Origin of the sequence: Streptomyces sp. NPDC001922 (assembly GCF_042891165.1) — a bacterium.
Classification (GTDB): domain Bacteria; phylum Actinomycetota; class Actinomycetes; order Streptomycetales; family Streptomycetaceae; genus Streptomyces.
In genome coordinates this window covers 297,007-322,654 of the sequence record NZ_JBIASV010000006.1, presented here as the reverse complement: position 1 = coordinate 322,654, position 25,648 = coordinate 297,007, and the positions used below count along the sequence as shown (strand labels likewise).

At 72.9% G+C, this 25,648-nt stretch carries 17 protein-coding genes; 5 read left to right on the top strand and 12 right to left on the bottom strand.

The genetic code is table 11. The features are described 5' to 3' along the window. Window positions 1–3: 3 nt before the first annotated feature. Both ACFYYR_RS13260 and pta read right to left on the bottom strand, forming a co-directional pair. Window positions 4–1,158 (bottom strand): acetate kinase, encoded by a 1,155-nt coding sequence (locus tag ACFYYR_RS13260; RefSeq protein WP_388851042.1) that lies wholly within the window; start codon window positions 1,156–1,158, stop codon window positions 4–6. Continuing rightward, entirely contained in the window at window positions 1,155–3,257 is a 2,103-nt protein-coding gene (gene pta, locus ACFYYR_RS13255; protein WP_388851039.1) for a phosphate acetyltransferase, read from the bottom strand. Before pta ends, ACFYYR_RS13260 begins: the two co-directional genes overlap by 4 nt. A 296-nt stretch (window positions 3,258–3,553) precedes the next feature. Here pta and ACFYYR_RS13250 point away from each other — a divergent pair, with 296 nt between their 5' ends. Beyond that, complete coding sequence (locus ACFYYR_RS13250) at window positions 3,554–4,579, top strand: ATP-dependent 6-phosphofructokinase (protein WP_388851036.1); 1,026 nt, start codon at window positions 3,554–3,556, stop codon at window positions 4,577–4,579. Between the two features lie 144 nt (window positions 4,580–4,723). On the opposite strand, the gene ACFYYR_RS13245 is transcribed toward ACFYYR_RS13250, so the two are convergent. After that, entirely contained in the window at window positions 4,724–5,182 is a 459-nt protein-coding gene (locus ACFYYR_RS13245; protein WP_388851033.1) for an ATP-binding protein, read from the bottom strand. 200 nt (window positions 5,183–5,382) lie between these two features. Between ACFYYR_RS13245 and ACFYYR_RS13240 the strand changes: the two genes are divergently transcribed. The 3 genes from ACFYYR_RS13240 (at window position 5,383) to ACFYYR_RS13230 (ending at window position 8,604) form a co-directional block, all read left to right on the top strand. Beyond that, entirely contained in the window at window positions 5,383–6,663 is a 1,281-nt protein-coding gene (locus ACFYYR_RS13240; RefSeq protein ID WP_388851030.1) for a hypothetical protein, read from the top strand. After that, window positions 6,660–7,205 (top strand): GNAT family N-acetyltransferase, encoded by a 546-nt coding sequence (locus ACFYYR_RS13235; protein WP_388851027.1) that lies wholly within the window; start codon window positions 6,660–6,662, stop codon window positions 7,203–7,205. Before ACFYYR_RS13240 ends, ACFYYR_RS13235 begins: the two co-directional genes overlap by 4 nt. Before the next feature lie 286 nt (window positions 7,206–7,491). Further along, window positions 7,492–8,604: a methyltransferase domain-containing protein gene (locus ACFYYR_RS13230; RefSeq protein WP_388851024.1), complete on the top strand. Its 1,113-nt coding sequence runs from the start codon at window positions 7,492–7,494 to the stop codon at window positions 8,602–8,604. Between the two features lie 120 nt (window positions 8,605–8,724). Here ACFYYR_RS13230 and ACFYYR_RS13225 read toward each other — a convergent pair whose 3' ends face one another. The 5 genes from ACFYYR_RS13225 to ACFYYR_RS13205 all read right to left on the bottom strand — a co-directional run bounded on the left by ACFYYR_RS13225 (window position 8,725) and on the right by ACFYYR_RS13205 (window position 14,827). Next, window positions 8,725–9,729 carry a carbohydrate ABC transporter permease gene (locus tag ACFYYR_RS13225; protein WP_388851021.1) on the bottom strand — a complete coding sequence of 335 codons (1,005 nt, stop codon included), beginning with the start codon at window positions 9,727–9,729 and terminating at the stop codon, window positions 8,725–8,727. A gap of 1 nt (window position 9,730) precedes the next feature. After that, the gene (locus tag ACFYYR_RS13220) at window positions 9,731–10,684 is read right to left on the bottom strand and encodes a carbohydrate ABC transporter permease (protein ID WP_388851018.1); all 954 of its coding nucleotides are present in this window, start codon (window positions 10,682–10,684) and stop codon (window positions 9,731–9,733) included. Then, on the bottom strand, window positions 10,681–12,039 hold the full coding sequence (locus ACFYYR_RS13215) for an extracellular solute-binding protein (RefSeq protein WP_388851399.1): 1,359 nt from the start codon (window positions 12,037–12,039) through the stop codon (window positions 10,681–10,683). Before ACFYYR_RS13215 ends, ACFYYR_RS13220 begins: the two co-directional genes overlap by 4 nt. A gap of 248 nt (window positions 12,040–12,287) precedes the next feature. Continuing rightward, a complete protein-coding gene (locus ACFYYR_RS13210; RefSeq protein WP_388851015.1) occupies window positions 12,288–12,989 on the bottom strand; it encodes a response regulator in 702 nt (233 codons plus the stop codon). Further along, window positions 12,986–14,827 (bottom strand): ATP-binding protein, encoded by a 1,842-nt coding sequence (locus ACFYYR_RS13205; RefSeq protein WP_388851012.1) that lies wholly within the window; start codon window positions 14,825–14,827, stop codon window positions 12,986–12,988. Before ACFYYR_RS13205 ends, ACFYYR_RS13210 begins: the two co-directional genes overlap by 4 nt. 149 nt (window positions 14,828–14,976) lie before the next feature. On the opposite strand from ACFYYR_RS13205, the gene ACFYYR_RS13200 reads away from it, so the two are divergent. Continuing rightward, window positions 14,977–16,380 (top strand): cation:dicarboxylate symporter family transporter, encoded by a 1,404-nt coding sequence (locus tag ACFYYR_RS13200; protein WP_388851009.1) that lies wholly within the window; start codon window positions 14,977–14,979, stop codon window positions 16,378–16,380. A gap of 203 nt (window positions 16,381–16,583) precedes the next feature. Here ACFYYR_RS13200 and glgB read toward each other — a convergent pair whose 3' ends face one another. The 4 genes from glgB to ACFYYR_RS13180 all read right to left on the bottom strand — a co-directional run bounded on the left by glgB (window position 16,584) and on the right by ACFYYR_RS13180 (window position 25,475). Continuing rightward, complete coding sequence (gene glgB, locus ACFYYR_RS13195) at window positions 16,584–18,812, bottom strand: 1,4-alpha-glucan branching enzyme (protein WP_388851396.1); 2,229 nt, start codon at window positions 18,810–18,812, stop codon at window positions 16,584–16,586. 637 nt (window positions 18,813–19,449) lie between these two features. Then, complete coding sequence (locus tag ACFYYR_RS13190) at window positions 19,450–21,357, bottom strand: maltokinase (RefSeq protein WP_388851006.1); 1,908 nt, start codon at window positions 21,355–21,357, stop codon at window positions 19,450–19,452. A gap of 390 nt (window positions 21,358–21,747) precedes the next feature. Further along, window positions 21,748–23,490, bottom strand: a complete 1,743-nt coding sequence (treS, locus tag ACFYYR_RS13185; RefSeq protein ID WP_388851003.1) for a maltose alpha-D-glucosyltransferase — start codon at window positions 23,488–23,490, stop codon at window positions 21,748–21,750. Then, window positions 23,487–25,475, bottom strand: a complete 1,989-nt coding sequence (locus ACFYYR_RS13180; RefSeq protein ID WP_388851000.1) for an alpha-1,4-glucan--maltose-1-phosphate maltosyltransferase — start codon at window positions 25,473–25,475, stop codon at window positions 23,487–23,489. Before ACFYYR_RS13180 ends, treS begins: the two co-directional genes overlap by 4 nt. Between the last annotated feature and the right edge of the window lie 173 nt (window positions 25,476–25,648).

The following is a 25,648-nucleotide window of genomic DNA, read 5'->3' as shown; positions in this document are numbered from 1 at the left end:
GGATCAAGCCTGGACCAGGGCGTATGCCTGGGTGGCGATCTCCATCTCCTCGTCGGTGGGCACCACGGCGACCGCGACCCGGCTCTCGGCGGCCGAGATCAGCCGGGCCGACGGGCTGCGGACGGCGTTGCGCACCGCGTCCACCTCGACACCCAGCGCCGTCAGACCCCGCAGCGCGGCCTCGCGCACGGCCGCGGAGTTCTCTCCCACGCCCGCGGTGAACGCGATGGCGTCTACCCGGCCGAGTACCGCGGTGTACGCGCCGACATACTTGCGCAGCCGGTGCACATAGACGTCGAAGGCGAGCTGCGCCGTGACGTCGCCCTCGCCCATCCTGCGGCCGATCTCCCGCATGTCGTTGTCGCCGCAGAGGCCGAGCAGGCCGCTCCGCTTGTTCAGCAGGTCGTCGATCTCGTCCGTGGACAGGCCGCCCACCCGCGACAGATGGAAGATCACCGCCGGGTCGATGTCGCCCGAGCGGGTGCCCATGACCAGGCCCTCCAGCGGGGTGAGGCCCATGGAGGTGTCCACGCAGGTGCCGCCGCGGACCGCGGACGCGCTGGCGCCGTTGCCCAGGTGCAGCACGATGACGTTCACCTCGGACGGGTCCTTGCCGAGCAGCTCGGCCGTGGCCCGCGAGACGTAGGCGTGCGAGGTGCCGTGGAAGCCGTAGCGGCGGACGCCGTGCGCGTCGGCGGTGGCGGTGTCGATCGCGTAGCGGGCCGCGTACTCCGGGAGCGTGGAGTGGAAGGCCGTGTCGAAGACGGCGACCTGCGGCAGGTCCGGCCGCAGCTCGCGGGCCACCTTGATGCCGGTGATGTTGGCCGGGTTGTGCAGCGGGGCGAGCGGGACGAGCTCCTCGATCGCCGTCACCACCTCGTCGGTGATCAGCGTGGGCTCGGTGAACCGGATGCCGCCGTGCACCACCCGGTGGCCCACCGCCGCCAGCTCGGGGGAGTCCAGCCCGAGCCCCTGGGCGGCCAGCTCGTCGGCGACCTGCTTGAGCGCCGCGGCGTGGTCGGCCACCGGACCGTCGCCGATCCGCTCCACCAGGCCGGACGCCAGCCGGGTGCCGCCGGCCATGTCGAGCAGCTGGTACTTGACCGACGAGGAGCCGGAGTTGAGGACGAGGACGCGGGTGCCTGGGGTGCGGTTCACGCGGTCTGAGCCTTCTGTGTACGGGCCTTCTGGTTCTGGGCCTGGATGGACGTGATGGCGACGGTGTTGACGATGTCCGAGACCAGGGCGCCGCGGGAGAGGTCGTTGACCGGCTTGCGCAGGCCCTGGAGGACCGGGCCGACCGCGACCGCGCCCGCCGAGCGCTGGACCGCCTTGTAGGTGTTGTTGCCGGTGTTCAGGTCGGGGAAGACCAGCACGGTGGCCTGGCCCGCGACCTGCGAGCCGGGCAGCTTGGTCGCGGCGACGGCGGCGTCGACGGCGGCGTCGTACTGGATCGGGCCCTCGACGGGCAGGTCGGGGCGCCGCTCCCGGACGATCTCGGTGGCCTTGCGCACCTTGTCCACGTCGGCGCCGCTGCCGGAGCTGCCGGTGGAGTAGGAGAGCATCGCGATCCGCGGCTCCACCCCGAACTGCGCGGCGGTGGCGGCCGACTGGATGGCGATGTCGGCGAGCTGCTCGGCGTTGGGGTCGGGGTTGACCGCGCAGTCGCCGTAGACGAGCACCCGGTCCGCCAGGCACATGAAGAAGACCGAGGAGACGATCGCCGCGTCCGGGGCTGTCTTGATGATCTCGAAGGCGGGCCGGATGGTGGCGGCCGTGGAGTGCACCGCGCCGGAGACCATGCCGTCGGCCAGGCCCTCCTGGACCATCAGGGTGCCGAAGTAGGAGACGTCGGCGACGATGTCGTGGGCCAGCTCGTAGCCGACGCCCTTGTGCGCGCGGGCCGTCGCGTACAGCTCGGCGAACCGTTCCCGCAGCGGGGAGGTCTGCGGGTCGATGAGCTGCGCGTCGGCCAGGTCGATGCCCAGCTCGGCCGCCCGCTTGCGGATCGCCTCCTCGTCGCCGAGCAGCGTCAGGTCGCAGACGTCGCGCCGCAGCAGGACGTCGGCGGCCCGCAGCACCCGCTCCTCGGTGCCCTCGGGCAGGACGACCCGGCGCCGGTCCGCTCGGGACCGCTCGATCAGGTCGTGCTCGAACATCATCGGCGTGACCCGGGCCGAGCGGGCCACGGAGATGCGGTTCGTCAGCGCCACCGTGTCCACATGGCGTTCGAAGAGGCCCAGCGCGGTCTCGGCCTTGCGCGGCGAGGCGGCGTTGAGCTTGCTCTGCACCGCGAACAGCTCACCGGCGGTGGGGAAGCTGCCGCCCGGCACCGAGACCACCGGGGTGCCGGGGGCCAGCCGGGAGGCGAGCGCCATGATGTCCGGCCCGGGCCGCTCATCCAGGGTGAGCAGGACACCCGCGATCGACGGGGCGTTGGCGGAGTGGGCCGCGAGCGAGCCGATGATCAGGTCCGTGCGGTCCCCGGGGGTGACCACCAGGCAGCCCTCGGTCAGGGCGTTGAGGAAGTTCGGCAGCATCGCGCCGCCGAAGACGAAGTCGCGCGCGTCCCGGGCGAGTCCGGCCGCGTCGCCGAGCAGCACCTCGGCGTCGAGGGCGTGCACGATCTGCTGCACGGTGGGGGCGGACAGCGAGGCGTCCTCGGGGAGCGCGTAGCAGGGGACCGGCAGCCGCGCGGTCAGCCGCTCCGCGACGGCCGTGCGGTCCGCGGGGGCGACCCGGTTGACGATCATCGCCGAGATCTCGCAGCCGAGCGCGTGGTAGGCGGCGTACGCGTTGCGCACCTCGGCCCGCACCGACTCGGCGGGCTGGTTCTGGCCGCCGACGACCGGTATCACCGAGGCCCCGAACTCGTTCGCCAGCCGCGCGTTGAGGTTGAGCTCGGCGGGCAGGCTGGTGGCCGCGAAGTCGGTGCCCAGGACCAGCACGAACTCGTACTCGCGGGCCACGCGGTGGAAGCGCTCCACGAGTTGGGAGACCAGCTCGTCGGTGCCCTTCTCGGCCTGGAGCGCCCCCGCCTCGCCGTACCGCATGCCGTACACGGTCTCCGCGGGCTGGCTCAGCCGGTAGCGGGCGCGGAGCAGGTCGAAGAGCCGGTCGGGGCCGTCGTCGTGCAGCAGCGGGCGGAACACCCCCACGCGGTCGACATGGCGGGTCAGAAGTTCCATGACTCCCAGCTCGACGACCTGGCGGCCGTCTCCCCGGTCGATCCCGGTCACGTACACGCTGCGCGTCACGTGTGCTCTCCGATCTGATTCTCGTGTCCGGCCCGCGGAGTTTCTCGTCTCCGGCTCGCGGAGTGCGGGTCCGCGGGGCCGCAGGACGCCTGATCTGCGAACCACAGGGTGCCTGGCCTGCGAAAATGACAAACGGAATGGGTCTGTCCTCTTGACAATACCTGTCGCGATGGGTAAGGCGCTCGTCCGGGTCCGGGGGGCGCGGGCACCGCGCGTGGCGTGGAACAATCGAACTGGCCCAGATGTATCACTCCGGCCCCGGCAGAGGGACCCCACCAGCCAGGAGACACAGCACGATGCGCATCGGAGTTCTCACCGCAGGCGGCGACTGCCCCGGACTGAACGCCGTGATCCGGTCGGTCGTGCACCGGGCCGTGACCGAGCACGAGGACGAGGTCATCGGCTTCGAGGACGGATTCAAGGGCCTGCTCGAACGGCGCTACCGCAAGCTGGACCTCGACGCGGTCAGCGGCATCCTCGCCCGCGGCGGCACCATCCTGGGCTCGGCCCGGCTGGAGCGCGCCCGGCTCAGCGAGGCCACGGACAACGCCGAGGAGCTCTGCCGGGAGCTGGGTCTGGACGCGCTGATCCCGATCGGCGGCGAGGGCACCCTCACCGCCGCCCGGATGCTCGCCGACGCCGGGATGCCGGTGATCGGCGTGCCGAAGACCATCGACAACGACATCTCCTCGACCGACCGCACCTTCGGGTTCGACACCGCGGTCGGGGTCGCCACCGAGGCCATCGACCGGCTGAAGACCACCGCCGAGTCGCACCAGCGCGTGATGGTCGTCGAGGTCATGGGCCGGCACGCGGGCTGGATCGCGCTGGAGTCCGGCATGGCGGGCGGCGCGCACGGAATCTGCCTGCCGGAGCGCCGGTTCGCCGTCGACGACCTCTGCCGGATGGTGGAGGAGCGCTTCGCGCGCGGCAAGAAGTTCGCGGTCATCTGTGTCGCCGAGGGCGCGCACCCGGCCGAGGGCTCGATGCCGTACGAGAAGGGCGCCATCGACCAGTACGGGCACGAGCGCTTCGCCGGCATCGGCAACCGGCTCGCCGCCGAACTGGAGCGCCGCGTCGGCACGGAGGCGAAGCCGGTCATCCTCGGCCACGTCCAGCGCGGCGGCACCCCCACCGCCTACGACCGGGTCCTCGCCACCCGGTTCGGCTGGCACGCCGTCGAGGCCGCCCACCGCGGCGAGTTCGGCATGATGACCGCGCTGCGCGGCACGGACATCGGCCTGGTGCCGCTGGCGCAGGCGGTCACCGCGCTGAAGACCGTCCCGGCGGACCGGATGGCGGAGGCCGAGTCGGTCTTCTGAGCGGGGCCTTCCGGTGAGCGGGGCCCTCTGCTGAGCGGGCCGTCCGGGGCCGGGGGCTTTCCCGGTTCCCGTGCGAGGACCCTTCAGCCCCCCCTCAGCCCTTCACCGCTCAGCCCTTTTCCCCTCAGTCCTTCAGGCCCACCGTCACCGGTCGCTCCGCTGTGCCCGCAGCTGCGCCCACACGCGTTTGCCCCAGTACCGGCGCGGCGGCCCCAGGCGGTCGTACCCCCATCGGTCGGCCAGCGCGTCCACGAGCATCAGGCCCCGGCCGCCGTCCTCCCGGTCCGAAGGCACGCGCAGCTCCGGCAGGCGATAGGCGGCCCGGTCGACGACCGCCACGTACACTTGGTCATCGGCCGGGCGCTCGATGATCACGCGCGCGCCGGTGCCCGTGCCGTGCACGAGGGCGTTGGTGAACAGCTCCGACACGATCGTGGCGGCCGTTTCGCGAGTCTCCTCGCCGATGCCCCAGCACTCCAGTGACCTGCGCACGGCGAGTCGGGCGACGGCCACGGACTCCTCCACGCGGGTCAGGGTCGTGGTGTAGCCGGGGTGGCCGGACGGGCGCGGGGTGAGCAGTGGTGGTCTTGCCGGCGTCGTCATTCGTGCCTCGCTGCCGTGGTCGATTGCGTCCCCGGCTGCACCCGAAGAAGTTCCGGGCGCAGCCGCGTCGTACACGACACCTAACCGAGAGTCACTACGTCGGCGGTAGGTGATACGGCGAGTCGCCAACCCGCCGTCCCTAGGGGGAATTGACTATCCATCCACCTACGGGGGGATGTCCGACCCCGTACCGTGCGGTCATGGAGACCACGCGTAACGCAGCGCTCGAAGCGTGGATGGCCGAGCACGGTCACAGTTCCAACAGCTTTGCCCGGGACCTGAACAGGGCGCTCGAAGACATCATCGGGCGCCCCGGGAAGTTCGACGGCCGCACGGTCCGGGACTGGAAGGCGGGCCGGGTGCAGTGGCCCAACGCGGCAACCCGAGAGGCGATGAAGCAGGTCACCGGGCGGAATGTCACCGACCTTGGGTTCACGCCACGGGGAAAGACCCCTGTCACCTCATCCCCCTCAGCACCGTCGGAGGACCCCTTGCACCGCCGGACCTTCGTGACTCGCCTCCCGGCCGCCACCCTCGCCGCCATCCCCATCGCCGCACGCCCCGCCATCGGCACCGCCGATGTCCAGCGCCTGCGCCGAAACCTCGCAGATCTCTGGGAGATGGACGACCAGCACGGCGCCGGCCCCACGCTGGAGAAGGCAGCCATAGGACTCAGCACCCGTACCGAAGAACTCCAGCGCACCGGCACCGCGACGTCACGGATCCGCTCCCGCCTGTACGCCCTCGCGGCCACCTTCACCGCAACCGCCATGTGGGCCGCCGTCGATTCCCGCCAACTCGACCGCGCTCAGCGCCACATGGAAAAGGCCATCGCTCTCGCGGGCCTCTCGGGCGACGGGCAGGTACAGCACCAGATCTGGCGGTACGCCTCCATGCTCGCCGGCCAGCGGGAACGCTGGGTCGATGCCGTGGCCGCTTCCGAGGCCGCCATGTCCGCCGGCGCGCACCGCAAAGATCCCCTGTATGCCTCGCTCAGCCACGCGCGCCTGGCGGTCTCCCTCCCCGGGACCGGCGACCACCCCCGCGCGCTGCGCGCGCTGGAACGGGCGGAGACGGCGTTCGAACGCGCCGACCCCGGCGAGTGGCGCCCGGCCTCTATGGACTTCTACACCCGCAGCGAACTCGACGGCCTCATCGGCATCACCCATCTGCGCCTGGGCCGGCCCGAGCACGCCGAGTACCACCTTCACCGCTGCATCGCCGCCTTGCGTCCCGACCAGCACCGAAACCGCGCCTACTACGCCGTCCACGTCGCCTTCGCCCAGCTCGGCCAGGGCGACGCCGAGCAGGCATGCACCACCGCCGTCGGCATCATTCCCCCGCCCGGCTCCACCAACGCCGGCCGCATCCCCCACCTGCTGACCACCTTCACTGCCGAGCTCAACGCCACGGCACCGGGCGCACGCATCACCCGCGAATGGAATGCCCGAACCGCCCAACTGGAAGGACCTGCCACGTGACCACCGTGGAACTGCGCCGCTACGGCCGCCGCGATCTCGACAGCATCCGGCAGACACTCACGGACATGTACGCCGAGGTCTATGCCGACCGGCTCTCCGACCCCTTCTTCTCCGTTGAACGGTTCGAGGAACGGTTGGAAGGTCACGTCTCCCGCGACCCCTGGGAAGTCATCATCGGCTGGGACGGCACGGAACCGGTCGGCTACGCCTACGGATCCCCCCTCCCGCCTCGCTCCCGCTGGTGGGCCGGAATGCTTCGGCCACTGCCGGAGGCGATGACAGCCGAGGACGGCACACGGACCATGGCTCTGTTCGAACTGCTGGTGCGCCGGCCCTGGCGCAAGACCGGAACGGCCCGGCGCATCCACGAAGAACTGCTGTCCGGCCGCGCGGAAGAACGGGTGACGCTCCTGGTCGAGCCGACCCACCCGAAGGTCAAGACACTGTACGAGTCGTGGGGGTACGAGAACATCGGCGATCAGCAGCCGTTCCCCGACGCCCCGGTGTACGCGACCATGCTCCGCATGCTGCGGTCCGCTTGAACCGACGCACCTTGGTCCGTGACAGCGTCAGGGAGCGGCTCCGTACGCGCCGTGCGGGCGCTGTCCGGCGTGCACAGGTTCAGCTGGCTCGCACGGTGCGCCCGTGCGCCCTGCCGTGCCCCTCGATCCAGCGCCACGATGGACGCCCACATACGACCGAAGGGGCTGTTATGGGGAAGCACGAGAAGCCGCCGCCGGACCCGGGCCAGGGCAATCCGCCGCCGGGCAACAGCGATGGGCAGGTGCCACCGCCCCCGCCTGGAGACGGAAAGCACAAGAAATGACCATGGGGCATGAGCTGCGCGCCGCGCTGGATGCCGTCATGGACCAGCTCGGCGCCTGGCCCGACCGGTCCCCGTGGATTCGGCACGCTGTCGCCGCAGTGCCCCGGGAGCAGTTCGCGCCGGGTCGGCTCTGGCGCTGGGACGGCCACACCTACATCCCCATCGACCGCACCGCTGACCCCGACGCGTGGGAGGCCGAGGTGTACGGCTCGCCCGACACGGCGGCCGTCACCCAGGTAGCCGGGGGCGTGCCGTCCTCCAGCCTGTCCTGTCAGGCCGTGGTCGTCGACATGCTGGACTCCTTGCTGCTGGAGCCCGGTCACCGGGTGCTGGAGCTGGGTGCCGGCACCGGCTGGAACGCAGCGCTCCTGAGCCGACGGGCCGGGCGGGGGCGGGTGGTCAGTGTCGAGGTGGACGCGGAGTTGGCGACAGCCGCTGCCGAGCGGCTGAAGCTCTCCGGTGCCGATGTGGCGGTGCAGGTCGGCGACGGCGCGGCGGGCTGGCTGCCGGGAGCCCCGTACGACCGGGTGATGGCCACTTATGGGGTCGACCGCGTTCCCTGGCCGTGGGTGGAGCAGACACGGCTCGGCGGGCGGCTCGTCGTCCCGTGGGGGCGGCTGGGGCACGTCGCGCTCACCCGCGCTGCCGACGGCCGGTCCGCGAGCGGATGGGTGCAGGGGCTGGCTACGTTCATGCTCGCCCGCGGCTCAGACCTCGGCCGGAATTTCAGGCAGGTACGCGCGGCAGCCCCGGATGAGCAGGAGCGGCCTTTCACGCGCGATCTGGCGCCGCTCCAGGCCGACTGGCACCTGCGGTTCGCCCTCCGGGTCACCCTGCCGGACATCCGGATCACCATCGGTGAGGACGACGACGGGCTGAACGCCTGGCTCCACGACGGCTCCACATCGTGGGCGATGCTCGCCGCTGTCGGCGGCGGCACGGTCGCCTACCAGGGCGGTCCCCGACACCTGGCGGACGAGCTGGAGCGGGCCTGGGACGAGTGGCACGCGCTCGGTGAGCCGGAGCTGTACGACTTCGGCCTGATGGTCGAACCCGACCGGCAGTACGCGTGGTGCAGGGACGCGATCACGGGGCCGCGCTGGCCGACCGCGTAGTCTCGGACGCAACAGGCCCCCGGCGAACTGCATGACCGACACCAGCGCCGGCCTGCTTCGGCGACCACGTCACCCTCAGCCCTTCACTGCTCAGTCCGTCACTGCTCAGTCCTTCGCCGCTCAGCCCTTCACCGCGCCGCCGAAGGCGAAGCCGCCGCCGAGCCGGCCGGCGATCAGTGCGTAGAGCAGCACCACCGGGGTCGAGTACAGGATCGAGAACGCCGCCAGCTGCCCGTACGCCACGGCCCCGTGGTTGCCGAAGAAGGTGAAGATGCTCACCGAGGCGGGCAGCTGCTCCGGGGTGAGCAGCAGCATGAAGGGGACGAAGAAGTTGCCCCACATCATGATGAAGCTGTAGATCGCCACCACCGCCAGGCCCGGACCCATGAGCGGCAGCACGATGCGGACCAGGGTCTGCCGGCCGGAGGCGCCGTCGGTCCGGGCGGCCTCCTCCAGGACCGCCGGCACGCCGTCCATGAAGTTCTTCATCAGCCAGATCGCGAACGGGAGTTGTGCGGCGGCCAGGAACAGCGCCGTGCCGTGCAGGGTGTCGATCAGCTCCACCTGCACGAAGATCCCGTAGGCCGGAACCATGATCGCGGTGACCGGCAGGCAGGTGGTGAACAGGACGGTCAGCAGGTAGGGGCGGTTCAGCCGGGAGGGGAACCGGGACAGCGGGTACGCCGCCAGGGCGGCGCAGCCGAGGGTGAGTGCGGTCGCCCCGCCGCACAGCAGCAGGCTGTTGAGCATCGGCCGGTAGGTGATCTCCGGGTCCAGGACGGCCGCGAAGTGGTCCGCCGTCGGCGGGGACGGCACGGCGACGCGCAGCCCGGCGTCCGCGTCCACGGAAGCCAGCACCAGCCAGGCCAGCGGGACGGCGAACGCGGCGGCCAGCACGAGCAGCGCCGCGTCGGCCGCCAGCCGGTGCCGGGTGCGGCGGTCGACCAGTGGGCGGCGGGGCCGGCGGGGCGCGTCCTCCTGCCCGGCCCCTGTCCCGGCCGGGCGTGGCTCCGCACCGTTTCCGGCCCGGCGGGGCTCGGCACGGTCGCGGGTGCGGGTGCGGGTGCGGGTGCGGGTGCCGCGCGTGTGGCGGGGCTCCGGCCGGTGCCGGGTGCGGCGGGCCATGTCACACCTCCGTCCGCAGCAGCCGCAGCCAGGCCACCGAGAACACCGCTCCGACCAGTAGAAGCAGCAGCGCCACCGCCGTGCCGTAGCCGATCAGGGCCTTGCCGAACGCCTGGTCGTACATGAACACCGGCAGGGTCTGGCTGCGGCCGGCCGGCCCGCCCCGGGTCATGGCCCAGATCAGCCCGAACACCGAGAGCGTCTGCAGGGTGTTGAGCATCAGATTGGTGCCCAGGGAACGGCGGATCAGCGGCAGCGTGATGTGCCACAGCCGCCGGAGCCCCCGGGCGCCGTCGACCTCCGCCGCCTCGGTGATCTCCTGCGGTATCCCGGCCAGCGCGGCGGAGTAGACCAGCATGGAGAACGCGGTGCCGCGCCAGACGTTGGCCAGCGCCACCGCGAGGATGGGCAGCGTGAACAGCCAGTTCTGGGCCGGGAGACGCAGCAGGTCCAGGACCGCGTTGAGGGTGCCCTCGCGCCGGAAGAAGGCGTAGAGGAGGAAGCCCGCGACGATCTCGGGCAGCACCCAGGCCGCGACGACGAGCGAGCCCGTCAGGGTGCGGACCGGTTTCGAGGCCCGCCGCAGCAGCCCGGCGAGCGCCAGGCCCAGGGTGTTCTGCCCGAGCACCGACGAGATCAGGGTGAAGACGAGGGTGAGGACGACGGCGTTGCGGAAGCCGTCGTCGGCGAAGGCCCGCCGGAAGTTGTCCAGGCCGACGAACTCGGTCGTCGACGCGCCGGTCAGCCGCATGTCGGTGAAGGCGATCCCGACGCAGTAGCCGATCGGCCCGCCCAGGAAGAGCAGCAGCAGAAGTGTGGCCGGGACCAGCGGTAACCGTCGCAGGGCGCGCTGCCGTCGGCGGTGCTGGTGCTGGTGCTGGTCCCGGGAGCGCCGGCCGGGGGCCGTCCCCGCCGCCGGGCGGCCGGACGCGGGCCGGGCCGCCGCGGTGCTCATCCGGACCCGCCGGTCACCGCGCCGTCGGTGATCGACGCCAGCTGCTCGTCGTAGGCCCGGGCGGCCCGGGCGGGGGAGGCGTCACCGGTGGTCACCGACTCCATCGCGGTGCCGATCGCCGTGGAGACCTGCGGGTAGACGGGCAGCGCGGGGCGGTAGTGGGTGTGCCGCACCAGACCGGTGAAGAAGTCGATCCCCGGCATCGACCGACGGTACTCCCGGTCCGCGGCGACATCCTCGCGGACGGCGATCTGGGCGTCGCGGACGGCCCAGTCGACGGCGTTCCGCCGCGTCTGGAGGGTCTTCAGGAACGAGAACGCCAGGCCCGGATTGCGGGACTTGGCCGGGACCGCCCAGACCCAGCCGCCCGACATGCTGACCACGCCCGGCGGCCGGCCGTCCCGGGTGGGCATCGGCGCCCGGCCCAGCACCGAGGGCCACGCGGGCCACGGCTTGCCGCCGCTCTTCCGCCACTGCTGGCCCATCCAGGAGCCGTCGAGGGCGATCGCGAGCCGGCCCTCGGGCAGCAGCTCGGTGGCGACCCGGGTGTTGATGTTGGGGTCGAGCGCGTCGGAGGGGTCCGGGCCGAGCTTCTCGCCGTAGACGGTCCGGATGAAGCCCAGCGCGTCCCGGAAGCCCTTGCCGCCGGTGACCCACTTCTTCACCCGCGGGTCGTAGAGCGGGTCCTCGCCCGTGCCGTACAGCAGCATCTCGAAGCCCTGCATGACGGCGGCCTCGCCGGGCCCCTTGCCGGTGTAGACGTTCAGCGGGATGACCCCGGGCACCTTCTTCTTGATCGTCCGCGCCGCGTCGAGGATGTCGTCCCAGGTGGACGGGCGCCAGTCGCGGGGCAGTCCGGCCCGGGCGAAGATCTTCCGGTTGAACCACAGCCCGCGGGTGTCGGTGCCGGTGGGCACGCCGTACGTCCTGCCGTCCCCGCCCCGGGCCGCCCGGCGCGCGGTGGCGGCGAACCGGTCCCAGTCGGGCCACTGCTTCAGATAGCGGTCGAGCGGGCGGAGATGGCCCGCCTCGATGTCCGACCGGACGCGGAAGGTGTCCTCGTAGACCAGGTCCGGCGCGGTCCGGGAGGAGCGCATCATCTGCTGGACCTTGGCGGCGTAGTCGTCGTCCTGGGCCTGCACCGGGACGAGCTTCACGGTCTTGCCCGGGTGCGCCGCCTCGAACTGCTTCTTCACGGACGCCAGATACGCGTCCTTGTACCGGATCGCGTTGTCGGTACTGCGGTTGTAGGCGACCCGGACGGTGTCCGGATCGCTCCCGGAACCGCCACCGCAGGCGGTGAGCGCGGTGGCGGCCAGGACGGCGGCGACGATCAGCGGAGCGGTGGAGCGCACGGGCACGACCTCCTCCTGGCCTGGCCTCGGTGGGCTGCCTGGCGACCGTACGAGGCCCTCACCGGCCGGTCAATGGCTGTGGATGACTACCCGTCAGGGCGGCGACAAGTCGTCATGAAAGCGTCAATCCCCGGTGGCGGGGGCGCACTTCGGCGATCCGCACCGCCCCCGGTGGAGCCCGGCGCGCCACGGGGGCGCGACCGGGGGAGGAGTGGTGGGGTCCGGTCCGGGAGCCGGCGGTACCCGGTTCAGCGCGGGGTGAGCCAGCGGTAGCAGAGCTCCGGGCGCCCGATCTGCCCGTACTGGGGGCTGCGTTCGGCCCGGCCCGCACCGACCAGGTGCTCCAGGTAGCGCCGCGAGGTGATGCGGGAGATCCCCACCGCCTCGCCGGCGGCGCTCGCGGTGACCCCCCGGGGTCCGGACTCCCGGAGCACCCGGGTCACCGCCTCCAGGGTGGGGCCGCTCAGCCCCTTGGGCAGGTCCGCCGGCTGCGGCGCCCGCAGCGACGCGATGGCCCGGTCGACCTCGTCCTGGCCGCTGGCCTCCCCGGCGGCCCCCCGGAACTCGGCGTACCGGACGAGCCGGTCCCGCAGCGTGGTGAAGGTGAACGGCTTCAGGACGTGCTGCACCACGCCGAGCGAGACCCCCTCCCGGACGACCGCCAGATCCCGGGCCGAGGTCACCGCGATCACGTCCGCGGTGTGCCCGGCCGCCCGCAGCGACCGGACGAGCTGCAGCCCGTGCCCGTCGGGCAGATACAGGTCGAGCAGTAGCAGATCCACCGGCTGCCGGTCCAGCGCCCGCCGTGCCGCGCCGCCGGAGTGCACGGTCCCGGCGACGGTGAAGCCCGGGACCCGGCCCACGTAGAGCGCGTGCGCGTCGGCCGCGACCGGGTCGTCCTCCACGACGAGGACGCGGATCGGGCCGTCGCCCTGCTGTGGCTCGGTCATCCGGCTGCTCCGGCGGTTCTTCGGGGGGCGGCGGCTGCGGAGCCGGTGCGGACCGGGAGCCGTACGGTGAACTCCGCTCCGCCTTCCGGCGCCCGCCCCAGTTCGATCGTCCCACCGTTGCGGCGGACCGCCTGGCGGACGAGGGCGAGGCCCAGGCCCCGGCCCGGCCCGGCGGCCGGCCTCGGACCGCCGTCCTGTGCCCCGTCCTCCGGTGCCCCGCCGTCCGGTGCGGCCGGCAGCTTGGTGCTCCAGCCGCGCCGGAAGACCGCGTCGGCCGCGGCGGGGTCCACGCCCGGACCGGTGTCCGCGACCCGCAGGGTCAGCTCCCCGTCAGCGGCGCGGGCCGTGACGGTGACCCGGGGCCGCGGCCCTGCCGCCGCCCGGCCCGGGGCGTCCCCGCACTCCCCGCCGGATCCGTTCGCGCTGGACCCGTCCCCGCCGGATCCGTCCGGGCCCGATCCGTCCGCGCCGGGAGCGTCCGCGCTGGGCGGGGCCGCACTCGGTCCCTCCCGGTACGCGCCCTCCGCCGCCGCGTCCAGGGCGTTGTCCACCAGGTTGCCGAGCACCGTGACCAGGTCCCGGGCGGCCAGCGAGTCCGGCAGCAGCCCGTCGTCGATCCGGCTGTCCGGCGCCAGCACCAGCTCGACCCCGCGCTCGTTGGCCTGCGCCGCCTTGCCCAGCAGCAGTGCCGCCAGCACCGGTTCGCCGACCGCGGCGACCACCTGGTCGGTGAGCGCCTGCGCCAGTTCCAGCTCCGCCGTGGCGAACTCCACCGCCTCCTCCGCCCGCCCCAGCTCGATCAGCGAGACGACGGCGTGCAGCCGGTTCGCCGCCTCGTGCGCCTGTGAGCGCAGCGCCTCGGTGAAGCCGCGCACCGAGTCCAGCTCGCCGGAGAGCGCCTGGAGCTCGGTGTGGTCCCGGAGGGTCACCACCGTGCCGCGCTGCTCCCCGCTGGAGACGGGCGAGGTGTTCACGACCACGATCCGGTCGGCGGTCAGATGCACCTCGTCCACCCGCGGCTCCGCGGCCAGCAGGGCCCCGGTGAGCGGCGCCGGCAGCCCCAGATCGGCCACCGAGCGGCCCACCGCGTCCTCGTCCACCCCCAGCAGCTCGCGCCCGCCGTCGTTGATCAGCGCGATCCGCCGCTGCCCGTCCAGCATCACCAGCCCCTCGCGCACCGCGTGCAGCGCCGCCTGGTGGTAGTCGTGCATCCGGCTGAGCTCGGTGGCGTTCATCCCGTGGGTGTGGCGGCGCAGCCGGGCGTTGATCACGTAGGTGCCGATGCCGCCGAGCGCCAGCGCGCCCGCCGCGACGCCGAGCAGTCCGGTCATCTGCCGCCGCACCTGGTCGCTGATCCGCTCGACGGTGATGCCCGCGCTGACCAGTCCGACGATCCGCCGGCCGTCCCGGACCGGGGCCACCACCCGGACCGAGGGGCCCAGGGTGCCGGTGTAGGTCTCGGTGAACGTCCGGCCCGCCAGCGCCGGACCGGTGTGGCCCAGGAACTCGCCGCCGATCCGGCCGGGGTCCGGGTGGGTCCAGCGGATGCCCTCCCGGTTCATGATCGTCACAAAGGCGACCCCGCTGTCCCGGCGGACCTGCTCGGCGTACGGCTGGAGCGCGGCCGAGGGATTCCCGCCCCGGATCGCGGCGCGTACCGAGGGCGCGTCCGCGACGGCCCGCGCCGCGGCCGTCGTCTGGTGGCGCGCCGCCTCCTCGGCCTGGCGCAGGGCGGTGACGTACGCGAACACCGCGCACCCCGCGACCGCCGCCGCGACCAGCACGACCTGCATCGCGAAGAGCTGGCCCGCCAGGCTGCGGGGTCGGGGTATGCGCATGGGGCCAGTCTGCCGGGTCCGCGGCGGATGGCCGGAAACGGTCTGTGAACGATATGAACGCAAGGGTGACCGTCGTCACACGGCAGTGGATATTCAGCGGAACGTCCAGGACGTGAGCCGCACGTACTGCGCCAGGACAAGGAGACGACGTGGCTGCGCAGACCTTGCCACCGGAGCCGGCACCGGACCGGCCGGGAAAGACCGGGAAGCGGGACCGGACCCACTTCCTGTACCTCGCCGTGATCGGCGCGGTGCTCCTCGGTATCGCGGTGGGCTTCGCCGCTCCGGGGGTGGCGGTCGAGCTCAAGCCGCTCGGCGCCGGATTCGTGAAGCTGATCAAGATGATGATCTCGCCGGTCATCTTCTGCACGATCGTGCTGGGCGTCGGCTCGGTGCGGAAGGCCGCCAAGGTCGGAGCGGTGGGCGGGCTCGCGCTCGGCTACTTCATGGTGATGTCCACCGTGGCGCTGGGCATCGGCCTGCTGGTGGGGAATCTGCTGGACCCGGGCTCCGGGCTGCACCTCACCGAGGCCACCCGGAGCGCCGGTGAGGCGCAGGCCGAGGGCGCGAGCAAGTCCACCGCGGACTTCCTGCTCAGCATGATCCCGACCACCATGGTCTCCGCCTTCACCAACGAACTGGTGCTCCAGACGCTGCTGGTCGCGCTGCTCGTGGGCTTCGCCCTGCAGGCGATGGGGCCCGCCGGCGAGCCGGTCCTCCGCGGGGTCGGCCACCTCCAGAAGCTGGTCTTCCGGGTGCTGGCCATGATCATGTGGGCGGCCCCGGTCGGCGCCTTCGGCGCGATGGCCGCGGTGGTCGGGGAGACGGGCATCGACGCCCTGAAGTCGCTCGCCGTCATCATGGTCGGCTTCTACCTCACCTGTGCGCTCTTCGTGGTCGTCGTGCTGGGGACGCTGCTGCGGCTGGTCGCCGGGGTGAATCTGTTCCTGCTGCTGAAGTACCTGGCCCGGGAGTTCCTGCTGATCCTGTCGACCTCGTCCTCTGAGTCGGCGCTGCCGCGGCTCATCGCGAAGATGGAGCACCTGGGCGTCAGCAAGCCGGTGGTCGGCATCACCGTGCCGACCGGCTACTCCTTCAACCTCGACGGCACCGCGATCTATCTGACGATGGCCTCGCTGTTCGTCGCCGAGGCGATGGGCGACCCGCTCTCCCTCGGCGAGCAGGTCTCGCTGCTCGTCTTCATGATCATCGCCTCCAAGGGGGCCGCGGGCGTCACCGGCGCCGGCCTGGCGACCCTGGCCGGCGGGCTCCAGTCGCACCGGCCGGAACTGCTGGACGGCGTCGGGCTGATCGTCGGCATCGACCGCTTCATGAGCGAGGCGCGTGCCCTGACGAACTTCGCGGGCAACGCCGTGGCGACCGTCCTCGTCGGCACCTGGACCAAGGAGATCGACAAGGAACGGGTGGCCGAGGTGCTCGCCGGACGGGTGCCGTTCGACGAGACGACGCTGGTGGACGACGCCTCCGCCGCACCGCCCGCGGACGTGCCCGAGCCGCGGGAGCCGGCGGGCAAGGAGCCCGTCGCGGGCTGACCGCCGGCTGAGGGCGACCGCCGGCCGCGGGGACGGCGCGGCCCCGGCCCCGGCCTCGTCCGCCGGCCGCCCCGGCCCGGTGCACGGGCGGTCCGGACCATCGGCCGCGTGAACGGAGCGCCGGGGCCGCGGAGATGATCCGCGGCCCCGGCGCCCTGCGTGGTCCGGTCCGGCCCCGTTCCGCACGGACCCGGACCGGCCCGCTACACCGGCCGGAACCAGACCGTCGCCAGCGGCGGCAGCACCGGCGTGATGCTCGCCGGCCGTCCGTGCCACGGTGTCGCCTCGGCCTTCAGCAGGTCCGGGTTGGTGACGTCGCTGCCGCCGTACCGCGCCGCGTCCGTGTTGAGGACCTCCTGCCAGCCGCCGTCCCGGGTGGGCACCCCGATCCGGTGGCCGTGGCGCACCACCGGCGAGAAGTTGCTGACGCACAGCAGCGGATTGCCGAACGCGTCCAGGCGCAGGAAGGCGAAGACGTTGTCCTCCGCCGCGTCCCCGTCGATCCAGGCGAACCCGGCGGGGTCGGTGTCGCGCTCCCAGAGCGCGGGCGTCTGCGTGTAGGTCCGGTTGAGGTCGCGGACCAGGTCCCGGAGGCCGCGGTGGTCGCCCGCCGAGTGGTAGGTGTCGTCCAGCAGCCACCACTCCGGGCCGTGCTCCTCCGACCACTCCGCCCCCTGCGCGAACTCCTGCCCCATGAACAGCAGTTGCTTCCCGGGGTGGGCCCACATGAAGCCGAGGTACGCCCGGTGGTCTGCGCGCCGCTGCCACCAGTCGCCCGGCATCTTCGTCACCAGCGACTGCTTGCCGTGCACCACCTCGTCGTGGGAGATGGGCAGCACGTAGTTCTCGCTGTAGGCGTACACCATCGAGAACGTCATCTCGTGGTGGTGGTACTTGCGGTGCACCGGCTCGTGCTGCACGTAGCCCAGCGAGTCGTGCATCCAGCCCATGTTCCACTTCAGCCCGAACCCGAGGCCGCCGAAGCCGCCGGGGCCGGGGTGGTGGGTGGCCCGGGTGACGCCGTCCCAGGCCGTGGACTCCTCGGCGATCGTCACCACACCGGGGCAGCGCCGGTAGACGGTGGCGTTCATCTCCTGGAGGAAGGCCACCGCGTCCAGGTTCTCCCGGCCGCCGTGCGCGTTGGGCGACCACTGGCCGTACTCGCGCGAGTAGTCCAGGTAGAGCATCGAGGCCACCGCGTCCACCCGCAGCCCGTCGATGTGGAACTCCTCGCACCAGTAGACCGCGTTGGCCACCAGGAAGTTGCGGACCTCGCGGCGGCCGTAGTCGAACTCCAGGGTGCCCCAGTCCGGGTGCTCGGCCCGGGCCGGGTCGGCGGGCTCGTACAGCGGGGTCCCGTCGAACCGGGCCAGCGCCCAGTCGTCCTTCGGGAAGTGCGCCGGGACCCAGTCGACGATGACCCCGATGCCCGCCCGGTGCAGCGCGTCCACCAGGTGTTTGAAGTCGTCCGGGGTGCCCAGCCGCGCGGTCGGCGCGTAGTACGAGGTGACCTGGTAGCCCCAGGAACCGCCGAACGGGTGCTCGGCCACCGGCATCAGTTCGACGTGGGTGAAGCCGAGGTCCTTGACGTAGGCGGGCAGCTGCTCGGCGAGCTCCCGGTAGCTCAGCCCCGGCCGCCAGGAGGCCAGGTGGACCTCGTAGACGGAGAACGGCGCCTCGTGCACCCGCCGGTCGGCGCGGTGCCGCAGCCACTCCTCGTCCTCCCAGGTGTGGTGCGAGGCGGCGACGACCGAGGCGGTGCGCGGCGGGCACTCGGTGCGCCGGGCCATCGGGTCGGCGCGGAGGGTGCGGGACCCGTCGGGCCGGGTGATCTCGAACTTGTACAGGGTCCCCTCGCCGATGCCCGGCAGGAACAGCTCCCAGACGCCGGAGGACCCCAGCGAGCGCATCGGGAAGCCGGTGCCGTCCCAGGCGGTGAAGTCACCGGTGACCCGGACGCCGCGGGCGTTGGGCGCCCAGACGGTGAACCGGGTGCCCGTCACCCCCTGGTGGGCCATCGGCCGGGCGCCCAGCGCGTGCCACAGCTGCTCGTGACGTCCCTCGCCGATCAGATGCAGATCGAGATCGCCCAGCGCCGGGAGGAAGCGGTACGGGTCGTGCACGGGCTCGCCGTCGCCGCCGTCGTCCTCGCCGTAGGACACCAGCAGCCGGTAGCCGGGGATCTCGCTGAGCGGCAGGAAACCGGAGAAGAGGCCGTCACCCTCGGAGACCAGCTCGGCGCGCAGCCCCTCGGCGACGACGGCCACGGACCGGGCGAACGGACGCAGGGCGCGGAACACCACCCCGCCGCGCGCCGGGTGGGCGCCGAGCAGCGCGTGCGGATCGTGGTGCGCGCCGCCGAGCAGCCGGTCCCGGTCCCCGGGGTCCAGCGGGGGCGCGGGTCGCACGCCCGCGCGCCCGGAGGCGGTCACCGACGTGCTCGCCGAACCGCTGCCCGTCGCCGGGCCGGTGCCGGTCGCCGGCGAACTGCCGGACCCCGCCGCGCCGTCCGGACCAGGCCTGCTCTCGGTCGCCACCGGTACAGCGGCAGCGGGCGAGGCACCGTTCGCCGCACCACTCGTGCGCGAGCCGTCGGCCGGGGCCTTCGCGCCACCGGACGTACCACCGGCCGCGCCACCGGACGGACGACCAGCCGTGCCACCGGAAGCGCCGCCGGGCGCCGTCGGCGTCCCCGACGCGGACGGGCGGGGCTTCCGGGACGCGGCGGCCGGTACGCCGGAACCGCGCGCGCCGGCGCGGTGCGCGGCAGCCGGTGCGCCGTCGTCCTGCTGCTGCCCGGTGCGCCCGGTGCGCTCGGTGCGCCCGGTCGACGGGACGGCGGACGTCGGCCGCCCGCCGGACGGGCCGGGCGCCGCGGCCGGCGGCGGTGACGGACGGGGGTCGGACGAGCTGCGACGGGGGGTCACGGTGGGTCCTCCTCAAGAGGATCGAGCCGGGGCGGGTACGCCCTGCGGCGGTGGGGACGCTCCTCGGCACGGGAGCCGGAGCGCCGGACGGAGCACCGGACCGCCACCCCGCCGGGGGCGGGTGACCCGGACTCCTCGGGGGTCATGCGGGCGGTGCCGGCGGAACTCCCGGCGCGGGCCGGTCTCCTGTACGGGCCGCATCGCCCGGTGCCGCACCGCCTGTGCGGGCCGCATTGCCTGCGCGGTCCGCATCGCCGGTGCGGGCCGCACCGTCCCGCCGCGCCGCATCGCCCGTGCGGACCGCACCGGCCGGGCGCGGGCCGAGGGGCTCCGGCGCGGTCCACGCGTCCGGGGTGTGCGACAGCTCGGGCGGCGGCCCCCCGTCCCGGAACCCGGCGAGCCGGTGGATCGCGGCCATCGGGACCGGCAGCCAGTCCGGCCGGTGCCGGGCCTCGTACAGCACCTCGTACACGGCCTTGTCGGTCTCGTAGGCGCGCATCAGTTCGGGCTCGTCGCGTGGGTCGGCGCCGGCCGCCGCCGCATAGCCCTCGCAGTAGGCGGCACGATTCCGCGCCGCCCACTCCTGCGACCAGGCGGACGTGCCGGGCGCCGGCCGGTGCGTGCGGGCCGCGTAGTCGAAGGACCGCAGCATCCCGGCGATGTCGCGGGCCACCGGCTGCGGGCGGCGCCGCTCGGCGATGGGCCGGGCGGGCTCGCCCTCGAAGTCGATGAGCGCCCAGCGGCCGTCGTGCGCGGTGCGCAGCGTCTGGCCCAGGTGCAGATCGCCGTGGATCCGCTGGGCGGGCCAGGCGCGTCCGCGCCGGCCGAGGGCGGCGAACGCGTCGAACGCCGCGCGCAGCGGCTCGCGGTACGGGCGCAGCGCGGGAACGGCCGCCGCGGCCGCCTCCAGCCGCTCCGTCATCCCCGCGGCGAGCAGGTCGATCTGCTGCCGCCGCAGCACCGCGGTGGGCAGCGCCGAGGCCAGCGCGGTGTGCACCTCGGCGGTGGCCCGGCCCAGCGCCCGTGCCGCCCCGGTGAAGTCGGCCCGTACGGACAGGGAGTTCAGCGCGAGCTGCCAGCCGTCCGCGGACCCGGGCAGGAACGGCTGCAGAATGCCCAGGGTCATCGGCTCCGCCTCGGGCGCGGCGGCTGCCTCCCGGGCCGCTGCCTCCCGGACCGCGCCCTCCCGGGCCGCTGCCTCCCGGACCGCGCCCTCCCGGACCGCGCCCGGCCCGGAGTTCCCGGCCGGGCCGGGGGCGGTGGCTTCGGCGGACACCGAGTGCCGGACACGGGGCGCGCGGCCGGATCCGGTGAGGCCGCCCGCCGGGCCGGGGTCCGTCTCGAACCAGGCCGTCGGATGCGGCACCCGCCCGCAGCCGGCCCGGGCCAGCGTCAGCGGCAGCTCCAGATCGGGATTGGTGCCCAGGCCCACCCGCCGGAAGACCTTGAGGATGTACGCATCCCCGTACACCACCGAGGAGTTGGACTGTTCGGTGGTGACCGGCCGGGGGAGCAGCCCGGACGGGATGGCGGTGGACGGGGCGCGGGTGAACCGCAGCGTGCCGATCCGCCCGGGGGCGCGCAGCCGTTCCAGCAGCAGCCCGGCCAACCGGGGGTCCTGCAGGGCGTCGTAGACGGTGCGGCCGTCCAGCGGCCCGCCGCCGGGCCGCCCGATCACCGCGTGGGCGAGCTGCGGCGGCGGGTCGGAGCGGACGCCGAGGAGCAGTTGGTAGCAGTCCGGCGGTGCGGGCCGGTCCGGCGGGGCACCGCCGGACTGCTCGGCGCGGACCAGCAGATGGAGCAGGCCCGGGGCCGGACCGCCGGGGGCGGACGGCAGCAGCTCGGTCGCGGAGACCAGCGAGAAGCCCGTGATGGGCCGGCCCTTGCCCGCGAACCACCGCTGCCGGGGCAGCCATTCACGCAGCAGCGGGACGAGGGAGGGGAGTAATCCACGGGCCGGTCCGGCAGTGGGAGGGGGGCCGGCGGCGGGAGCCACAGGCGCAGGGGTGGCCGCACGGGTCGGGTTGGCGCGGGTCGAGCCTTCCGACATGGCGTCGCGTCCTTTCCCCGGGTACACCACGATGCGCTCAGTGCCCCGGTCTGCTTGGGGGGCACCCCCATGCTGGAAGCAATGGGGGAGGCTGTCCGGCGGTGCGGGACGTGTCGGGTGAGGATCGTCCGTACAGGTCAGGCGATCGGCCTAGGACCTGTCTGACAAATCCCGCCTGCCCCGCGGGCGACGGCGCTATTTGTCGGACAGGCCCTTCCCTGTGCGGTGACGAGGAGCGCGGTACGGGTTGTCGAGTGCCCCTGGCGGGGCGGCGGAAACCGCTGCCCCGGCGGGACGGCGGAAACCGGCAGCGGGCCGGGGCGGACCGGAGGTGACCGGTTCGCGACGGCGGTCCGCCGCCGGAGGTGCTGCCCCGCCCCGGGCACGCCGTCAGCTCCCGGCGCCCTCGCCGGCCGGGGCGGTGTCCGGCCGGCGCAGCCGGAACCAGTAGAAGCCGTGGCCGGCCAGGGTGAGCAGATAGGGCAGCTCCCCGATGGCGGGGAAGCGCACCCCGCCGATGAGTTCCACCGGGTGCCGGCCGTTGAAGGTCTGCAGATCGAGCTCGGTCGGCTGCGGGAAGCGGGAGAAGTTGTTGACGCAGAGCACCACGTCGTCGCCCCCGCCCGGCAGCCGGATCTCCCGCAGGAAGGCGAGCACGGCCGGGTTGCTGGACGGCAGCTCGGTGTAGGAGCCGAGGCCGAACGCCGGGTTCTGCTTACGGATCTCGATCATCCGCCGGGTCCAGTGCAGCAGCGAGGACGGGCTGCTCATGGCCGCTTCCACATTGGTGACCTGGTAGCCGTAGACCGGGTCCATGATGGTCGGCAGGAACAGCCGCCCCGGATCGCAGGAGGAGAAGCCCGCGTTGCGGTCCGGCGTCCACTGCATCGGGGTGCGCACCGCGTCCCGGTCGCCCAGCCAGATGTTGTCGCCCATCCCGATCTCGTCGCCGTAGTAGAGGATCGGCGAGCCGGGCAGGGAGAGCAGCAGGGCGGTGAAGAGCTCGATCTGGTTGCGGTCGTTGTCCAGCAGCGAGGCCAGCCGCCGCCGGATGCCGATGTTGGCGCGCATCCGCGGGTCCTTGGCGTACTCCGCGTACATGTAGTCGCGCTCTTCGTCCGTGACCATCTCGAGGGTCAGCTCGTCGTGGTTGCGGAGGAAGATGCCCCACTGGCAGCCGGAGGGAATGGCCGGGGTCTTGGCCAGGATCTCCGAGACGGGGTAGCGGGACTCCCGCCGCACGGCCATGAAGATGCGCGGCATGACGGGGAAGTGGAACGCCATGTGGCACTCGTCGCCGCCCTTGTCGTAGTCGCCGAAGTAGTCGACGACGTCCTCGGGCCACTGGTTGGCCTCGGCGAGCAGCACGGTGTCCGGGTAGTGCGCGTCGATCTCGGCGCGGACCCGCTTCAGCAGGTCGTGGGTGCGGGGCAGATTCTCGCAGTTGGTGCCCTCCTCGGCGTAGAGGTAGGGCACGGCGTCCAGCCGGAAGCCGTCGATGCCCAGGTCCAGCCAGAACCGCAGTGCCGAGACGATCTCCTCCTGCACGGCCGGGTTCTCGAAGTTGAGGTCCGGCTGGTGGGAGAAGAAGCGGTGCCAGTAGTACTGCTTGCGCACCGGGTCGAAGGTCCAGTTGGACGCCTCGGTGTCGATGAAGATGATCCGGGCGTCCTGGTACTGCTTGTCGTCGTCGGCCCAGACGTAGTAGTCGCCGTACGGCCCGTCGGGGTCGGTCCGCGACTGCTGGAACCACTCGTGCTGGTCGCTGGTGTGGTTCATGACGAAGTCGATGATGACCCGCATGCCCCGCTGGTGGGCGGCGTCGACGAACTCCACGAAGTCCGCGAGGTCGCCGAAGTCGGGGAGGACGGCGGTGTAGTCCGACACGTCGTAGCCGCCGTCGCGCAGCGGCGACTTGAAGAACGGCGGCAGCCAGAGACAGTCGACCCCGAGCCACTGCAGGTAGTCCAGCTTGGCGGTGATGCCCTTGAGGTCGCCGATGCCGTCGCCGTTGCTGTCCTGGAAGGACCGCACCAGGACTTCGTAGAAGACGGCGCGTTTGAACCAGTCGGGGTCCCGGTCCTTGGCCGGGGTGTCCTCGAAGGTGTCCTGGACGGGCTCATTGACGATCATGGTGTGGGTGACCCTCCGATCGGTGAGGACGGTCGCAGGGTGAACACGTGCGCGGGCCTGACGCCCGGCTCGAGGCGCACATAGTTGTCCCTGCCCCAGTGGTAGGTCTCACCGGTGAGCTCGTCGCGCACCGGGACGGACTCGTGCCACCCCAGGCCGAGTTCCGGCATGTTCAACGAGACCGTGGCCTCCTGGGTGTGGTGGGGGTCGAGGTTGACCACGGTGAGCACGGTGTCGTTCCCCGCGCGCTTGGAATAGGCGATCACCGTGTCGTTGTCGACCGGGTGGAAGTGCAGACTGCGCAGCTGCTGGAGGGCCGGGTGGCGGCGCCGGATCCGGTTGAGCGCGGTGAGCAGCGGGGCGATCGTCCGGCTCTCCCGCTCGGCCGCCTCCCAGTCGCGCGGCCGGAGCTGGTACTTCTCGGAGCCGAGGTACTCCTCGCTGCCCGGCCGCAGCGGCTGGTTCTCGCACAGTTCGTAACCGGCGTAGACGCCCCACGTGGGGGAGAGGGTGGCGGCCAGCACGGCGCGCGCCTCGAAGGCGGGCCGCCCGCCGTGCTGCAGGTGGGCGTGGAGGATGTCCGGGGTGTTCACGAACAGGTTGGGCCGCATCCAGGCCGCCGCCTCACCGGACAGCTCGGTGAGGTACTCGGTGAGCTCCTGCTTGCTGTTCCGCCAGGTGAAGTAGGTGTACGACTGCTGGAAGCCGATGGCGGCCAGGGTGTGCATCATCGCGGGCCGGGTGAAGGCCTCGGCGAGGAACACGACGTCCGGATCCGTCCCGTTGATCTCCGCGATGACCCGCTCCCAGAAGACCACCGGCTTGGTGTGCGGATTGTCGACCCGGAAGATCCGCACCCCGTGGTCCATCCAGAAGCGCAGCACCCGCAGCGTCTCCCGGACGATTCCGTCCATGTCGGCGTCGAACGCGACCGGATAGATGTCCTGGTACTTCTTCGGCGGGTTCTCGGCGTACGCGATGGTGCCGTCGGCCCGGTGACGGAACCACTCCGGGTGCTTGCTCACCCAGGGGTGGTCCGGCGAGCACTGGAGCGCGAAGTCGAGGGCGATCTCCAGCCGCAGCCCGGCCGCCTTCCGCACGAAGTGGTCGAAGTCCCGCAGCGTGCCGAGGTCGGGGTGGACGGCGTCGTGCCCGCCGTCCGGGGAGCCGATCGCCCAGGGCGAGCCCACGTCGTGCGGCCCGGGCGACAGGCTGTTGTCCGGCCCCTTCCGGAACGCGGTGCCGATGGGGTGGACCGGCGGGAGATAGACCACGTCGAAGCCCATGGCGGCGATGGCGGGGAGCCGTTCGGCGGCGGTGCGGAAGGTGCCGCTGACCGGCGGCTCTCCCTCCTTCACCACGGCCCCCTCGGACCGGGGGAAGAACTCGTACCACGACCCGTACAGCGCGCGGCGGCGCTCCACCAGGAGCGGCATCGGCGGGGAGGCGGTCAGCAGTTCGCGCAGCGGGTGCCGGTCCAGCGCGGCGACCACCTCGGGGGCCAGCGCCGCGGCGAGCCGGGCCGCGGCCGGCCGGGCGGTGTCCCGCAGCGCGTCGGCGGCGGCCAGCACGCCCTCCCGGCCCTCGCTCTTGGGGACCCCCGCCGCGGCCTCCTCGTGCAGCGCGGCCCCCTCGCCGAGGACCAGTTCGGTGTCGATCCCGGCCGGGACCTTGATCCCGGCGTGGTGGCGCCAGGTGGCGACCGGGTCGCTCCAGGCCTCGACCGTGAACGTCCACCGGCCCTCGGCGTCGGGCGTGACCTCGGCGCCCCACCGGTCGGTGCCGGGGGCGAGCTCGTGCATCGGGGTCCACGGCCCCGCGCGGCCGGCCGGGTCCCGCAGCACCACATTCGCGGCGACCGCGTCGTGGCCTTCCCGGAACACGGTGGCGCTGACCGGGAAGGTCTCGCCGACGACCGCCTTCGCCGGGCGGCGCCCGCAGTCGACGAGCGGGCGGATGTCCAGAACGGGGATGCGTCCGATCACGGGATCACCTGGAGGCGTTGCGGTTTCAGCCACGGTGTGGGCCTTTGTCCTTACTATCTGCTCCGTTGACGGTGTGCCGGCTGCGGGCATGGCCGCTCCTGTCCGCGCGTTCACTCAAGTGGGCGACTGCGTCCTGCGGGCTGTGCCGGGGGTGTTCGGTGGTGCGTGGCGGT

Coding starts and splice junctions, on each gene's coding strand:
- ACFYYR_RS13250 (WP_388851036.1), top strand. CDS start 3,554: ATGCGCATCGGAGTTCTCACCGCAGGCGGCGACTGCCCCGGACTGAAC.
- ACFYYR_RS13245 (WP_388851033.1), bottom strand. CDS start 5,182: ATGACGACGCCGGCAAGACCACCACTGCTCACCCCGCGCCCGTCCGGC.
- ACFYYR_RS13240 (WP_388851030.1), top strand. CDS start 5,383: ATGGAGACCACGCGTAACGCAGCGCTCGAAGCGTGGATGGCCGAGCAC.
- ACFYYR_RS13230 (WP_388851024.1), top strand. CDS start 7,492: ATGGGGCATGAGCTGCGCGCCGCGCTGGATGCCGTCATGGACCAGCTC.
- ACFYYR_RS13225 (WP_388851021.1), bottom strand. CDS start 9,729: ATGGCCCGCCGCACCCGGCACCGGCCGGAGCCCCGCCACACGCGCGGC.
- ACFYYR_RS13220 (WP_388851018.1), bottom strand. CDS start 10,684: ATGAGCACCGCGGCGGCCCGGCCCGCGTCCGGCCGCCCGGCGGCGGGG.
- ACFYYR_RS13210 (WP_388851015.1), bottom strand. CDS start 12,989: ATGACCGAGCCACAGCAGGGCGACGGCCCGATCCGCGTCCTCGTCGTG.
- ACFYYR_RS13205 (WP_388851012.1), bottom strand. CDS start 14,827: ATGCGCATACCCCGACCCCGCAGCCTGGCGGGCCAGCTCTTCGCGATG.
- ACFYYR_RS13190 (WP_388851006.1), bottom strand. CDS start 21,357: ATGTCGGAAGGCTCGACCCGCGCCAACCCGACCCGTGCGGCCACCCCT.
- treS (WP_388851003.1), bottom strand. CDS start 23,490: ATGATCGTCAATGAGCCCGTCCAGGACACCTTCGAGGACACCCCGGCC.